Origin of the sequence: Gordonia zhenghanii, assembly GCF_021738965.1 — a bacterium.
Classification (GTDB): Bacteria; Actinomycetota; Actinomycetes; order Mycobacteriales; family Mycobacteriaceae; genus Gordonia; species Gordonia zhenghanii.
In genome coordinates this window covers 135,140-149,789 of the sequence record NZ_JAKKOQ010000004.1, presented here as the reverse complement: position 1 = coordinate 149,789, position 14,650 = coordinate 135,140, and the positions used below count along the sequence as shown (strand labels likewise).

At 67.7% G+C, this 14,650-nt stretch carries 12 protein-coding genes; 4 read left to right on the top strand and 8 right to left on the bottom strand.

From position 1 onward, the window contains the following. Window positions 1-64: 64 nt before the first annotated feature. Window positions 65-883 carry an Fpg/Nei family DNA glycosylase gene (locus tag L5G32_RS04295; protein ID WP_237009788.1) on the bottom strand — a complete coding sequence of 273 codons (819 nt, stop codon included), beginning with the start codon at window positions 881-883 and terminating at the stop codon, window positions 65-67. A 15-nt stretch (window positions 884-898) separates the two neighbouring features. Further along, window positions 899-1,378 carry a ribose-5-phosphate isomerase gene (locus tag L5G32_RS04290; protein ID WP_237009787.1) on the bottom strand — a complete coding sequence of 160 codons (480 nt, stop codon included), beginning with the start codon at window positions 1,376-1,378 and terminating at the stop codon, window positions 899-901. Window positions 1,379-1,400: 22 nt separating this feature from the next. On the opposite strand from L5G32_RS04290, the gene L5G32_RS04285 reads away from it, so the two are divergent. Beyond that, window positions 1,401-2,441, top strand: coding sequence for a M48 family metallopeptidase (locus tag L5G32_RS04285; protein WP_237009786.1), 1,041 nt, complete (start codon window positions 1,401-1,403; stop codon window positions 2,439-2,441). 10 nt (window positions 2,442-2,451) lie between these two features. Here L5G32_RS04285 and L5G32_RS04280 read toward each other — a convergent pair whose 3' ends face one another. After that, window positions 2,452-3,060: a DsbA family protein gene (locus L5G32_RS04280; protein ID WP_237009785.1), complete on the bottom strand. Its 609-nt coding sequence runs from the start codon at window positions 3,058-3,060 to the stop codon at window positions 2,452-2,454. Window positions 3,061-3,151: 91 nt separating this feature from the next. On the opposite strand from L5G32_RS04280, the gene pepN reads away from it, so the two are divergent. Further along, window positions 3,152-5,734: an aminopeptidase N gene (gene pepN / locus L5G32_RS04275; protein ID WP_237009784.1), complete on the top strand. Its 2,583-nt coding sequence runs from the start codon at window positions 3,152-3,154 to the stop codon at window positions 5,732-5,734. 91 nt (window positions 5,735-5,825) lie between these two features. Here pepN and L5G32_RS04270 read toward each other — a convergent pair whose 3' ends face one another. Next, the gene (locus L5G32_RS04270; protein ID WP_237009783.1) at window positions 5,826-6,293 is read right to left on the bottom strand and encodes a DUF5130 family protein; all 468 of its coding nucleotides are present in this window, start codon (window positions 6,291-6,293) and stop codon (window positions 5,826-5,828) included. Next, window positions 6,280-6,528 carry an aa3-type cytochrome oxidase subunit CtaJ gene (gene ctaJ / locus L5G32_RS04265; RefSeq protein WP_237009782.1) on the bottom strand — a complete coding sequence of 83 codons (249 nt, stop codon included), beginning with the start codon at window positions 6,526-6,528 and terminating at the stop codon, window positions 6,280-6,282. Before ctaJ ends, L5G32_RS04270 begins: the two co-directional genes overlap by 14 nt. A gap of 167 nt (window positions 6,529-6,695) precedes the next feature. On the opposite strand from ctaJ, the gene L5G32_RS04260 reads away from it, so the two are divergent. Together L5G32_RS04260 and L5G32_RS04255 are read left to right on the top strand one after the other, a co-directional pair. Continuing rightward, the gene (locus L5G32_RS04260) at window positions 6,696-7,088 is read left to right on the top strand and encodes a globin (protein ID WP_237009781.1); all 393 of its coding nucleotides are present in this window, start codon (window positions 6,696-6,698) and stop codon (window positions 7,086-7,088) included. A 22-nt stretch (window positions 7,089-7,110) separates the two neighbouring features. Beyond that, complete coding sequence (locus L5G32_RS04255) at window positions 7,111-8,736, top strand: glycoside hydrolase family 13 protein (RefSeq protein ID WP_237009780.1); 1,626 nt, start codon at window positions 7,111-7,113, stop codon at window positions 8,734-8,736. A 170-nt stretch (window positions 8,737-8,906) separates the two neighbouring features. Here the strand turns inward: L5G32_RS04255 and L5G32_RS04250 are convergent, their stop codons facing one another. From L5G32_RS04250 to L5G32_RS04240, 3 genes are read right to left on the bottom strand one after another with little or no spacing between them, the layout of a single operon-like run. After that, window positions 8,907-9,590: a DUF8185 domain-containing protein gene (locus L5G32_RS04250; protein ID WP_237009779.1), complete on the bottom strand. Its 684-nt coding sequence runs from the start codon at window positions 9,588-9,590 to the stop codon at window positions 8,907-8,909. Beyond that, window positions 9,587-10,063, bottom strand: coding sequence for an acyl-CoA thioesterase (locus L5G32_RS04245; protein ID WP_237009870.1), 477 nt, complete (start codon window positions 10,061-10,063; stop codon window positions 9,587-9,589). The genes L5G32_RS04250 and L5G32_RS04245 overlap by 4 nt, the downstream gene beginning before the upstream one ends. A gap of 23 nt (window positions 10,064-10,086) precedes the next feature. Continuing rightward, window positions 10,087-14,637 (bottom strand): NAD-glutamate dehydrogenase domain-containing protein, encoded by a 4,551-nt coding sequence (locus tag L5G32_RS04240; protein ID WP_237009778.1) that lies wholly within the window; start codon window positions 14,635-14,637, stop codon window positions 10,087-10,089. Window positions 14,638-14,650 lie beyond the last annotated feature (13 nt).

Genomic DNA, 14,650 nt, shown 5'->3' with positions numbered 1-14,650 from the left:
CCCGCCCCAAAGGCTGAGGGTGCGCTGAGACATATAAATCGCCGGGATGTGGGATCTCAGGATGTCAGGCCTGGCAGGTCGGGCACCAGAACAGATTTCGGGACTCCATCTCCTGCGCGGCGATCGGGTTCCCGCAGACACGACACGCCTCCCCCGCCCGGCGGTAGACGTAGGTCCGCGGTCGATCTGCGGCGTACGACGGCGCACCGTGATCGTCGTCGGGACGGATGACGTGCATCTTGCCGCGACGCACCCCGATCGGCATGAGGAACAACAGGTCTGCCCACAGGTCGTCGAACTCGGCGCGGGAGATCGTCGTCCCCGGCCGGTGCGGGTCGATGCCCGCCCGGAAGAGCACCTCGGCACGGTAGACGTTGCCGACTCCGGCCAGCACCTTCTGGTCCATCAGGAGCGCACCGATCGCGCGACGCGACGTCGAGATCGTTCGCCACGCCCGTTCCGGGTCGGCGTCGCTGCGCAGCGGGTCGGGGCCGAGTCTGGCCACGAGGGCGTCGAGGTCGGCCGGCGTGTACAGCTCGCACGCGGCCGGTCCGCGCAGATCGGTTCCGACCTCGGACCCTTCGATCCGCATCCTGACCTGTCCGACGGGCGGCGCCATCGGCGTCGGCTCTTCGCTGAACGCCCCGTAGATGCCGAGATGGACGTGCACCATGAGGCCGCCGTCGATCGGGCCGAGCCGGTCCGACGTGTATCGGTGGATCAGGTGTTTGCCCCATGCTTCGGCGCGCCGGAACACCAGCCCGTCGAGGCGGCCCGCCTCCGGGGAGAACCGCCCCTGCGGACTCGTCACGCGAACCCGCTGCCCGCCGAAGAATCGCTGCTGGCGCCGCGCGAGGCGGTGGAGTGTGTGGCCTTCGGGCACGACTGCCCTACCTGGTCAGCGCGGCGGCGCGGGGAGTTCCGGTGCGACGCCGGTGGTCTCGTACTCGGCGAGGATGTCGATGCGGCGCTGGTGCCGCGCCTCGTCGGACCACTCGGTGCTGATGAAGGCGTCGACGATCGCGAGGGCTTCCTCGGTGGTGTGCATACGTCCACCGATGCCGATTAGCTGCGCATTGTTGTGCTGGCGGGCGAGTTGAGCGGTCTCGACGCTCCACGCGAGAGCGCACCGGGCGCCCTTCACCTTGTTGGCCGCGATCTGCTCGCCGTTTCCGCTTCCGCCCAGCACGAAACCGAGGCTGCCGGGGTCGGCGACGACACGCTCGGCGGCGGCGACGCAGAACGCCGGGTAATCGTCCACCGCGTCGTATTCGTGAGCGCCGCAGTCGACGACGGCGTGCCCTGCGGACGTGAGATGTTCGGCGATCTGGTTCTTCAGTTCGAATCCAGCATGGTCGGCCCCGAGGTAGATACGCATGGCGTCACTATAGTTTGGAGGGGTGGAGAACGCTGAACCGATCCCCCGCACTCGCCTCCCTGGCGCACCGATCCCGTCGGTGCCCGACGTGGACGACTCCGTCGTCCCACTCGAGCCTGCGCCCATCGGGCCGGACACGGTGTGGCAGCCGCCTGCCCTGTATGCCCGCGAACCGCGTCGTCACCCGTGGGAGATACCTGTCCTGGTGATCGCGGTCCTGGCGTCAGTCGCCGCGTACGGCCTGGTCATCACGCTCGTGGCGCTCGGAATGATCAGCCAGTTCCTGCTCATCCCACTGGTGCTGCCGCTCCTTGTCTTCCTCGGCCGCGGACTGGGCTACGCGAGCATGCGAGCCAACGCCGTCCAGGTGACGCCGACGCAGTTCCCCGACGCGTTCGCGATCGTCGTCGAGGCCGCGGCGCGGTACGGGATGGAGTACGTCCCAGACGCTTACGTGATGAACGGCAACGGCCAGGTCAACGCATTCGCGTCCGGGCACGGGTTCCGCCGGTACATCGTCGTCTACTCCGACCTGTTCGAGGTCGGCGGACGCGCCCGCAGCCCCGAGGCTCTGAAGTTCGTGATCGGTCACGAAGTCGGCCACATCGCCGCCGGGCACACGTCGTACTGGCGTCAGTTGTTCAGCAGCCTGATCATGAGCGTCCCGATCCTCGGCTCGCTGCTGTCGCGAGCGCAGGAGTACACGGCCGACAATTACGGCTACTATTCGCGGCCGGACGGAGCGGCCCCGATGATCGGACTGCTGTCGTCGGGCAAGTATCTGCTCAGCGCTATCGACTTCGACCAGTTCGCCGACCGCGCCGTCCACGAACGCGGCTTCTTCATCACCCTCGTCAACGCACTGTCGGCGCATCCGGTCTTGACGTGGCGGGCAGCGGCGTTGCGCGACCGCACCCGCAGCGGTGCGATCCTCTTCCGGCCGCGGGCATTCGTCCGCGGCACGGGCAGCGGGCACGTCACCGCCGTGCCCGCCCCGCACGCCCCCGCTCAGGTAGCCGCAGGCTCGCTGCCGAACGGACTGTCGGAGACGGGTACGTACTGACCTGTCGGGCTCAGTCGAAGACCGGGTCTTCGGTGCGGCTGCGCTTGAGTTCGAAGAAGTGCGGGTACGACGCGAGAGCGACCACGCCGTCCCACACCTTGCCCGCATCTTCGCCGCGCGGGATGCGCGAGAGGACCGGGCCGAAGAACGCGACGCCGTTGACGTGGATGGTCGGAGTGCCCACATCGTCGCCGACCTTGTCCATGCCCTCATGGTGGCTGGCGCGGATGGTCTCGTCGAACTCGGTCGCGTCGACCGCGTCGGCGAGATCGGCCTCCAGGTCGGCGGCCGCCAACGCGGTGGCGACGAGGGACGGCACATCCCGGTTGCCGTTGTTATGCAGTTCGGTCCCCATCGCGGCGTACAGCGGGGCGAGCACCTCGTCTCCGTGACGCGCCTGCGCGGCGGCGAGCACCCGGACGGGACCCCACGCGTCCTTCAACATCTCGCGGTACGAGTCCGGGATGTCCTTGCCTTCGTTGAGGACCGCCAGGCTCATGATGTGGAAGCGGACGTCGAGGGTGCGCACCTGTGCCGCCTCGAGGATCCAGCGCGAAGTGATCCAGCACCACGGGCAGAAGGGGTCGAACCAGAAGTCAACGCGATCGTTTTCAGCCATGCCTCCGATTCAACCACCGTGAGCCACGTCCGGCCACGAACGTCGTCGCCCCGCCCCGCGCGGTGCGCCGCCGATCACTAGAGTGGGCCGAGTGAGCGCACCGAATCTGACACGTGACCAGGCGCAGCAGCGCGCAGCACTCCTCGACGTCGACGCGTACGTCGTCGACCTCGACTTGACCGACGGGTCCGGCGGCCCGGGCGAGGCGACGTTCTCGTCGTCGACCACCGTCACCTTCCGCGCGACGGCAGGGTCGTCGACGTTCATCGACTTGATCGCTCCCCGCATCCTGTCGGCGACGCTCAACGGCGTCGAGCTCGACGTGGCCGGGTACGACGAGTCCGCCGGTCTGACACTCCCCGACCTGGCCGCCGCGAACACGCTGCGAGTGGTCGCCGAGTGCGAGTACTCGAACACCGGCGAGGGTCTGCACCGATTCGTCGACCCCGCGGACGGCGCCGTCTACCTGTACTCGCAGTTCGAGACGGCAGACGCGAAGCGGATGTTCGCCTGCTTCGATCAGCCCGATCTGAAGGCCCGCTTCACCACCACGGTGACCGCACCGTCCGACTGGCAGGTCATCACCAACGGCGAGCCCGTCGGCGAACCCGAGGCGACGTCGTCGGGCTCGGTCGTCCACCGGTATGCAACCACCGAGCTGATCAGCACGTATCTCGTCGCGCTGATCGCAGGCCCGTACGCGAAGTGGACCGACGAGTACACCGACGAGCACGGCACCATCCCGCTCGGGCTGTACTGCCGTGCCTCGCTCGCCGAGTTCATGGACTCCGAGCGGCTGTTCACCGAGACCAAACAGGGCTTCGGCTTCTACCACCGGATCTTCGGGGTGCCGTACGCGTTCGGTAAGTACGACCAGTTGTTCGTCCCCGAGTTCAACGCGGGAGCCATGGAGAACGCGGGAGCCGTCACGTTCCTCGAGGACTACGTCTTCCGGTCCCGTGTGACTCGTTACCTGTACGAGCGGCGCGCCGAGACGATCCTGCACGAGATGGCTCACATGTGGTTCGGCGACCTCGTCACGATGACGTGGTGGGACGATCTGTGGCTCAACGAGTCGTTCGCGACGTTCGCCTCGGTTCTCTCTCAAGTGGAGGCCACCGAGTACACCAACGCGTGGACCACGTTCGCGAACGTCGAGAAGTCGTGGGCGTACCGCCAAGACCAGCTGCCGTCGACGCACCCGATCGCAGCAGACATCCCCGATATCGCAGCAGTCGAGGTCAACTTCGACGGCATCACGTACGCGAAGGGCGCGTCGGTCCTCAAACAGCTCGTCGCGTACGTCGGGCTCGATCCGTTCCTCGCCGGGCTGCGGGACTACTTCGCGGCCCACCGATTCGGTAACGCGACGTTCGCGGATCTGTTGGGCGCGCTGGAGAAGGCGTCCGGTCGCGACCTGTCGGGCTGGGGCGGCCAGTGGCTCAAGACCACCGGAATCAACGTGATGCGTCCCGAGTTCGAGACCGACGCAGACGGCCTCATCACGTCGTTCGCCGTCCTGCAGGACGGGGCCGCCCCGGGTGCAGGCGAGACGCGGGTGCACCGGATGCGCGTCGGCGTGTACGCCGCGAACGACGCCGGACGGCTCGTCCGCACCGAGTCGGTGGAGCTCGACGTCGAGGGATCGCGCACCGAGGTGCCTGCGCTCGTCGGCAAGCACCGCGGCGCACTGATCCTGCTCAACGACGACGACCTGACGTACGCCTCGGTCCGGCTGGACTCGGAGTCGCTGGCGACGGCCACCGCTCGGATCGGCGACATCGACGACTCGATGCCGCGCACGCTCGTGTGGTCGGCGGTCTGGGAGATGACCCGTCAGGCCGAGATGAGCGCCCGCGACTTCGTCGAACTCGTCAGTCGCGGTATCGAGACCGAGACCGAGGTCGGCGTCGTGCAGCGCGTGCTCATGCAGGCGACGACCGCTCTCGAGGCGTATGCGTCGCCCGAGTGGGCGGCGTCGACGGGATGGCCACGGTTCGCCGAACGTCTCCTGGAGTTGGCTCGCGGCGCAGAGGCCGGATCCGATCACCAGTTGGCGTTCGTCAACACGCTCCTCGCCGGGGTCACGACCGACGACCAGCAGACGGCACTGCGTTCGCTCTTGGATGGCGCCGAACCGTCGTCAGTCGGACTCGACGGCCTCGTCGTCGACGACGAACTGCGGTGGCGCCTGGTCAAGGCGCTCGCGACGCACGGCAGCATCGACGACGCGGTGATCGCCGTTGAGGCCGAACGGGACAACACTGCGGCAGGCGCCCGGCATGCGGCCGCGGCACGCGCCGCGTTCCCGACCGCCGAGGCCAAGCAGACGGCCTGGACCACGGCGTTCACCGACGACGACGTCCCCAACGTGACGGTCCGTTCCATCGTCGAGGGCCTCACTCGCCCCGGACAGTCCGCTCTCCTCACTCCGTTCACGCACCACTACTTCGACTCGATCGTCGACGTGTGGGCCCGCCGCACAAGTGAGGTCGCGCAGACCGTCGTCATCGGCCTCTACCCAAGTTGGGACCTCAGCGACGACGCGATCGCCGCGGCCGACGCCCTCCTCGCCACCGACCTCCCGGCGGCGCTGCGCAGGCTCATCGTCGAGGGCCGCGACTCGGCACAGCGCGCCATGCGTGCCCGGGCCTTCGACGCATCGCAGGCCTAGCCGGACTGACGACTGCGGAGCAACGGCTGCGGCCCCCGACCTTGAATAGGTCGGGGGCCGCAGCCGTTGAGATGTCTTAGGGACGCACGTATTACGGGCGCGCGACCGCGGTCGCCATGACGCGCAGCGCCGAGACGAGACCGTCGATCAGGTCCCCTTGCTTGAACCCCGAGAGCGCAGCCTGCACGCCGAGTTCGGCGACACGGTCGTTGACACGACCTGCGACGTCCGAACCGGACACGACTGCGACGTCGCGCGTGTTGGGCGAGACGGCGATGAGCGCACCGTTGTACGGCTCGGGAGCCTCGGCGAGGGCTGCACGCGCACCGCCGATGACGTCGGTGCCGAGGTCGCCGATGAAGACCGAGAAGCGCACGAGGGCGACTTCGCTGGTCTCCTTGAGCGTGTCGTCGAGAAGGATCAGGTCGTCACGAGAGAACGGCGGGGTGCCGAAGCCGTCGCGCGGCCACAGAGCCGCGGAGACGCGCCCACTCGACGTGACGACGGTACCGACCGGCAGCGATCCGGCGTCGACCTGTGCGATGTCACCACTTGCCACTTGCAGATCCTCCCTCGGTGTCGCCCGGCGAGGTGTGCCGTGCGAGAGTCATCGGATCGATCTCGGTCGCGGAAAGCAACTCGGGAGCGCGATCCCACCGCTGATCGAGCGTGTATTCCTTTGGCTGTGGGCGCTTGACGCTCCACGAGAACAACATCGACACAACGCAGAGCAGCACTGAGATCACGCACAGCACGACGACCGTCATCCCGACGGGGACAAGAAGCTGGTCCACACCCCACCCTTTCGACTCGCGCCTGAATTGAGAAGCGCATACGACCTGCCGTGTGCAGATCACTGGTGACCAATTTATCGCACCGCCCCGCCGTTGTCCCCATAGGGCCTACAGAGCGTCGTAGACGTTTGCGGTCCGTCAGCACCCAGTCGCGGCGATCATGGACAATGGGGCTCGTGAGCACCTTTTACGACGAGGTCGGCGGCCACGACACGTTCGCGCGGATCACCGCGCGGTTCTACGAAGAGGTGGCCGACGACGAGATCCTGCGCCCGATGTACCCCGAAGCCGATCTCGGTCCGGCCGAGCGGCGGCTCCGCATGTTCCTCGAGCAGTATTGGGGCGGACCGCACACCTACTCCGACGAGCGAGGACATCCGCGACTCCGGATGCGGCACGTGCCGTACCACGTCGGTCCGATCGAACGCGATGCGTGGCTGCGCTGCATGACGATCGCGATCGGTTCCATCGAGCCCGAGGTCCTCGACGAGGATCACCGCGCGCAGCTGATCGGCTACATGGAGATGGCTGCGAACTCGTTGATCAACAGTCCACTCTGACGAATATGGAAGAATCGCGACGGTGAGCGAACAGTACGTGACCAATTACGGGCCCACAGACGACTGGTGGCGCAACGCCGTCGTCTATCAGGTGTATCCGCGATCGTTCTCGGACTTGAACGGTGACGGGGTCGGCGACCTCGCAGGCGTCATCGACAAGCTCGGCTACCTGGAGTTGCTCGGCGTCGACGCGATCTGGCTGTCGCCGATCATGCGGTCGCCGATGGTCGACCACGGATACGACGTCGCGGACCCGCGGGACATCGACCCGCTGTTCGGCGACCTCGCCACTTTCGACAAGCTCGTCGCGGAGGCTCACGACCGCGACATCAGAGTCACGATGGATCTGGTGCCCAACCACACGAGCGACCAGCACGAGTGGTTCGCTCAGGCGCTGGCCGCGGAGCCCGGCAGCCCCGAACGTGACCGATACTTCTTCCGCGACGGACTCGGCGACGATGGCTCGCAGCCGCCGAATAATTGGACCAGTGTGTTCGGCGGCCCCGCGTGGAGTCGCGTCACCGACGAGGACGGCGAGCTCGGGCAGTGGTATCTGCACTTGTTCGCACCGCAGCAGCCCGACCTGAACTTCGAGAACCCGGATGTCCTCGACGACCTTCGCGCCACGATGCGGTTCTGGCTCGATCGCGACGTCGACGGCTTCCGGATCGACGTCTCACACGGGATGGCCAAGCCGGCCGATCTCCCGGACATGACCGACGCAGTGGAGATCCTCCGACACACCGACGACGATCCGCGGTTCAACGATCCGGGCGTCCACGCGATCCATCGCGAGATCCGCGCCGTGATGGACGAGTACCCGGGCACCGCGAACGTCGGCGAAGTGTGGGTGTCGTCCAACGACGCGTTCGCCGAGTACGTGCGCCGCGACGAACTGCACCTGGGATTCAACTTCCGGCTGGCCACCGTCGACTACGACGCAGACCAAGTCCGGGAAGCGATCACCGAGTCGCTCACCGCGACCTCCTCGGTCGGCGCAGTCCCGACGTGGACGCTCTCGAACCACGACGTGCCGCGCGAAGTGACTCGGTACGCGCCCGACCCTGCCGAGTCGGGCCTCAACGGTGGCCAGGCACTCGCGATCGGAGCACTGCGTGCCCGCGCGATGGCCCTGGTCGAGTTGGCGCTCCCCGGCACCGTCTTCATCTACAACGGAGCCGAGCTCGGGCTCCCGAACGCCGACCTGCCCGACGACGCCCTCGTCGATCCGGTGTGGGAGAACTCCGGTCACACGGACCGTGGCCGCGACGAATGCCGAGTCCCGATGCCGTGGGAGGGTGCAGAGCCGCCGTTCGGCTTCAGTTCGACGCCTGACACCTGGCTCCCGGTTCCCGCCGACTGGGCCGGGCTGACCGTCGAAGCGCAGTTGGAGGACATCTTCTCCACCCTGTCGCTATACCGGCAGGCGTTGGAGTTGCGGTACGCACGTCCGGAATTCTCCGGCGACACCGTCGAGTGGTACGGCGCGCCGGACGGCTGCATCGCGTTCCGCCGTCCCGGCGGCCTGATCTGCGCGATGAACGCATCGACCGAGCCGATACCGCTGCCCCCGGGCCAGGTCCTGTTGGTCAGCACTCCCCTCGACAACGGTCTGCTCCCGCCGAACACTGCAGCCTGGCTCATCTGAGGTTCTCCCCCTCAGCTGGTCGAGCGAAGTCGAGACCGAAAGTTTCGGTCTCGACTCCGCTCGACCAGCGTGGTGGCTCGACCAGCGTGGTGGCAGGGTCTCGACTCCGCTCGACCAGCGTGTCGACTCCGCTCGACCGGCGTGTTGGGGCTCGACCGGCGGCAGCAGGCTCAGCTGACGTTGAGGCTCAAGACATTTCGGCGACGGTAGACGGAGCCGAAGCGGGCGTCGAGACGCAGCCAGGCAGACGAGGCGCGAACCCGGACGGGCTCGTCGGATGCGATCGCGTCGATCGGTGAGTCGCCGGTGATCTCGTGCCCGGCCGCGTCGCGGACGAAGCCCATCGAGGTCAGAGCGAACACCGCGCGCATGCTCACGTCGACCGTCACGTCGCCGCCCGTCGCCGACAACACGTTCTGGTCGAGGAGCGATGACGCCATCCCGAGCGCACCCGACTCGTCGCGGGCGACCTCGGCTCCGCGTCGAGCGAGGTCGATCACCTCACGGGCGGGCACGTCGTCCACGTGCACGAAGCCGGAGACTCCGGGCAGTGCCCCCTGCCAAGCGATCGTCGGCATGGTCCCGACGTCGAGGACTTCGTCGCCTGCGGCCAACGACGCCGCGATCGACGCAGCGTCGGCGACGACGTCGTTCGGCGTCACCGAACCGAACACCGATCGCGTTGCGAGGACGTCGAATCCGGTCCGAACCCACAGGCCGACACGGGCGTCGTCGCGTTCATGGACACGCAGCACGCCGCCTTCGTCGGCCCGGCGCGCGCGTGCGACGAAAGCCGAGATGTCCGAACGGTCCGATGCACGATACGGCGAGATTCCGCGGCCTGGCGCGGTCACGGACGCACGAACTCGGTCAGGTACGCCTTCTCTTCCGGGGTCATCCGGCGAGGTCGTTGGGTGTCGATGTCGAAGGAGACCAGTTGTGTGCTCGCGACGACGGCGGGCTTGGAGTCGGGTGCCGCACCGTAAGGGCGGACCTCGTAGCCGACGGTGAAGTCGACTGCCCGCAACCGCTGCACGTACATCGTCACCGAGATCGGCGACTCGTCGTGGCGGATCTGCCCCTGATACTTCACGTGCAGGTCGGCGACGAGGCAGCCGCGACGCATCAGTGCCGTCGGCTTGTCGTCGTAGAACAGCCACGGGATCCGCGCCTCTTCCAGAAGCGTCACCATCCGTGCGTGATTCACGTGCGCGAACACGTCCATGTCCGACCAGCGGACCGGCACCGTGACGACGTATCCGTCGTCGGTGCGATGCCCGTCGTCGTCGAACAATCGCCGGTCAGGCTGTGCGCCCCGCTGCTCCACTTCCTCAGACTCCCCTCGTCGACTCACCCGATCACACTACGCAACGCGCGCACCGCCACTGACAGGGTGGCGATGTCCCAGCGCGCTGCCGCGGTCAGATCGTCGAGAGTCGCGCCTGCGCGAGCCAGCAGCGCCGTCCGGCCTGCCGACCACTCCGCGATCTTCTCGCTCGGCGATTCGTCGGTCTCACTCATCGACAGAATCGAATCGGTCAGTCCGCGAACCACAGTCAGCAGATCGTCGTGAAGCGCGACCCGCGCGAGCAGATGCCACCGGTCGCCGTGGTCGAGTCCGTCGACAGCGGCGAGGAGGCGGTCGATTCCGAAGTGGTCGAGCACCGCGAACAGCAGCTCCCCCACTTCGGACCGATCCCGGTCGGCGATGTCGGCGATGTCATGGACGTCGAGCAGATGCACCCGATGTTCGCTCTCGGCGACGGCACGTGCCACGGCGGGATCGGCTCCGGCGTCTCGATACGCCTGCTCGACGACGTCCTCGCCGTCCCGACGCAGCCATCCGCCGAGGTCCGCTGCCGAATCGGCGACGTCGGAGTAGCGGGTGATCTCGGCAGCGATCGCCAACGGCTGAGGGCGGTGCGCCAACAGCCAGCGCGACGAGGTCGCCAACAGACGGCGCACGCGACGGGTCATGTCGTCGCCGACCGCCGCAGGCACCGGCTGCTCGCGGATCGCGTCGATCAGACCGGTGATACCGAAGACTCCGTCGGCGACGACGAACGCCCTGGCGCCCTCGCCGGTGTCCGCGCCGGTCGACTCCTGGATCGACAACAGGTGCCCGATACCGCCGTCGTCGACGATCTGATTCACCAAGCTGGTCGTGACGATCTCGCGGCGCAACCGGTGATCGGCGATCCCGTCGGGAAACCGTTCCCGGATCGCGGGCGGGAAGTACTCGGCGGCCAGCGGAGTGAACAGATCGTTGTCGGGGAGGCTCGTCGCCAGCAGCGTCCCCTTGGTCTGGAGTTTGACGTGCGCCATCGTCGTCGCGAGTTCGGGGCTGGTGAGTCCGCGACCGAGCTCGCCGTGGCGGCGCGCACGCAGTTGCCGGGGATGCGGCAACGCCTCGAGTTCCAGGTCGACCCCGCCGTCGGCGAGTTCCCCGAGGAGCCGAGCGTGCAGTTCGACGTCGTCGTCGGCCGTCGCCCGAGCCAACCCCAACTCGGCGTTCTGCGCGATGTTGTCGGCCAAGACGAGGTCGGCGACGTCGTCGGTCATCGACTCCAGGAAGTCGACACGGTCGTCGGCGGCCAGTGCCCCGGAGGCGATCTGCGAATCGAGCAGCACCTTGATGTTGACCTCGTGGTCCGAGCAGTCGACGCCCGCCGAGTTGTCCATGGCGTCACTGTTGATCCGCACGCCGGACAGGTCTGCTTCGATGCGCCCATGCTCGGTCACTCCGAGGTTGCCTCCCTCCCCGACCACTTTGACGCGCAGCTGCGCACCGGTCACGCGGATCGGGTCGTTGGCCTTGTCGCCGACCTCGGCATCGGCTTCGTCGCTCGCCTTCACGTAGGTGCCGATACCGCCGTTGAACAGCAAGTCCACCGGCGCCAGAAGCACGGCGCGGATCAGTTCGGGCGGTTCGAGTTCGACGACGCCTTCGACCAGCCCCAGAGCGTCACGCATCTGCGGGCTCACCGGTATCGACTTCACATCGCGTGGCCACACACCGCCGCCCGGCGAGATGAGCGACGTGTCGTAGTCGGCCCACGACGACCGCGGCAGCCGGAACAACCGGTCACGTTCGCCATACGACGACTCGGCGTCGGGTTGGGGGTCGACGAACACGTGGCGGTGGTCGAACGCGCCGACCAGCCGGGTGTGGCGGGAGGCCAGCATTCCGTTTCCGAAGACGTCGCCGCTCATGTCCCCGACGGCGACCGCGGTGAAGTCCTGCGACTGCACGTCGACGTCCATCTCGCGGAAGTGCCGCTTCACCGACTCCCACGCGCCGCGGGCGGTGATGCCCATCGCCTTGTGGTCGTAGCCGACCGATCCGCCGGAGGCGAACGCGTCGCCCAGCCAGAACCCGTAGTGCGCCGACACTTCGTTGGCGATGTCGGAGAACGACGCGGTCCCCTTGTCGGCGGCGACCACCAGATACGGGTCGTCGCCGTCGCGGCGCACCACTCCGGGTGGGGCGACGACCGCCCCGGTCGTCGTATCGAGGTCGTCGGTCACCTGCAGCAAGGACGCAATGAAGGCGCGATAGCATTCGATCGCCTCGTCGCGAGTCGCCGGGCCGCGACGGACGACGAAGCCGCCCTTCGCCCCGACCGGAACGATCACGGCGTTCTTGACGGCTTGTGCCTTGACGAGGCCGAGTACTTCGGTGCGGAAGTCCTCCAAGCGGTCGGACCACCGGAGGCCGCCGCGTGCCACGTCGCCGAATCTCAGGTGAACGCCCTCCACCAGCGGCGAGTGCACGAAGATCTCGTACTTCGGGCGGGGTTGCGGCGCCTGCGGGACGTCGCCGGTCTGCAGCTTCACCGCGATCGTCGGGCGGGTCCATCCGTCGGACTCCGTGTAGAACGTGGTGCGCAGCGTCGCGCGGATGAGTGCCGCGAACGCCGACACGACGCGATCGGCGTCGAGGCTGAGGATCGCCGCTATCTGCGCGTCGAGCCGCTCGGACGCCTCGTCGCGTCGTGCGTCGTCATGACTGTCGGGGTCGAACGACGCCGCGAACAGGTCGACGAGCGCCTCGGTCGCGGTGCGCTGATCGCCGAGTACCCCGGCGATGTGCGAGAGGCTGTAGCCGAACCCGCACTGTCCCAAGTACCGCGCGTAGACGCGGAGCATCGCCACCCACCGCGAGGTGAGGCCGGTACGGAGCACGAGTTCTCCGAGCCGGTCGACGTCCGCGTGACCGAGCCACATCTGCTCGAACGCGTCGGCGACGCGAGCGGGCAGGTCGGGCGTCCGGTCGGCCTCGATCCCAGGGGCGGGCGCCACGGTGAACTCGTAGACGCGAACGGTGGGCTCGGCCGGGCGATCGATCGTGTACGGATGCTCGTCGACGACGGTCAGTCCCAGACTCTGCAGCACCGGAAGCACATCGGTGAGTGCGGCTTCCCGGTCGCACAGGTACAGCGTGAACGTCCATACGCCGTCGGCGTCGGGCGAGTCGTGGTCGTCGGGTAGGTCGACCCGCACGTGCAGGTCGCCCGCCGCGAGTGACGCCGCGATCGGGAGGTCGACCGCCGCAGCGGCGGGGTCACGACCGTCCCGATACCGTTCGGACACCTGTTGCAACAGGTGCAGCGAATCTGTGTCCGCAGCGGCGTGATCGCGTACTTTGTCGTCCCACGTACGAACTGCGTCTGCGAGCTGTCGCTGACAGGAGATGCCTTCGGCGTCGTCAAGGACCACTGGGTGTGGAACGTGCATGAGCAATTGCAGTTGGGCGAGCGGCGACTGCGACAAGCGCGTCGCGAACTCGGTCTCCTGGCCGCCGTGAGCGGCCTTGATGATCTCCGTGAGCCGGATGCGGACGGCCGTCGAATACACCTCTCTGGCCATGAACACCATGGCCGACACCGTGTGCCCGTCGACTCCTGGACGGACCTGGAACCGTGGGGTGCGCGCAGCCTGTGCGTCGAGGAGTTCGCCGACGCGCGCGGTGAGGTCGGCGGCGTCGGCGGCGAAAAGTTCGACGAGCGGGAACGCCTGGAGCAGGTCGACGGCTGCTGTACCGCCGTACGAGTCCGCGGTGAAGCCGAGCCCGTCGAGCACCCGAGCAGTCGTGACGCGCACGCCGGGGACGTCGTGGATCGACTGGTGCGCCCCCGCCCCGGTGATGATCCCGAGGAACTGGTGCTCCACACCGTCGTCGGTGACGCGCAGGAGGGTCGGGAACTGACCGCGCAAGAGGCCGGTCGGCAACCACGCCCGATCGACGTCGACGCCGGAGTCGGCCGTCAACGGAGTCGGACGATGAGTCGCTCGGGCCCGCCACACTCCGAGGACCTCGCCGCCGTCCGGATCGACTGTCGCAGCACGGTATCCGACGCCGACGAAGTTGCCTCGCGACGCGAACCATTCCAGGAGTCGCACGTCCTCGGGATCGGCTCCGTGGTCGGCGATCGCCGCGGTGACGTCGGTGAGTCGGGCGCGCATCGTCGCGGTGTCGTCACGGACCGACATCGCCAGGGACGCCGCTGCAGCCACCGACGATTCGAGCGCGCCCAGATCGGCGTCGGGCTCCGGTGCTGTGATGACGGTGATCCACGATTCGGCGATGCCGTCCTCGTCGAAACTGACGAGTCGGCCCTGCGCATCACGCTCCACGGTCAACTGAGGGTGATCGATCGCGGTGATCGCGTAGCCGGCGTCACCGACTGCGGTCAGGATCGACTCGACGAGAAGCGGAACATCGTCGAGAACCGCATGCACGTCGATCCCGCCGCCGTCGGCACGGGCCGCCGAGACCAGGATCTCGCCCGGCGATCTGGTGTCCCCCACCGCCAAGTGCCGTTCGAGTCGGCGATCGATCTGCTCTGCCGGTACATCGCCCGCTCCTGCGCGGTAACGTGCCGCGAGTTCGGATCTCACTGATGCCCACACC

What these genes read in the sequence shown, in the direction of transcription:
- L5G32_RS04290 (WP_237009787.1), bottom strand. Translation starts at nt 1,378, where the DNA reads ATGCGTATCTACCTCGGGGCCGACCATGCTGGATTCGAACTGAAGAAC.
- L5G32_RS04280 (WP_237009785.1), bottom strand. Translation starts at nt 3,060, where the DNA reads ATGGCTGAAAACGATCGCGTTGACTTCTGGTTCGACCCCTTCTGCCCG.
- L5G32_RS04260 (WP_237009781.1), top strand. Translation starts at nt 6,696, where the DNA reads ATGGGGCTCGTGAGCACCTTTTACGACGAGGTCGGCGGCCACGACACG.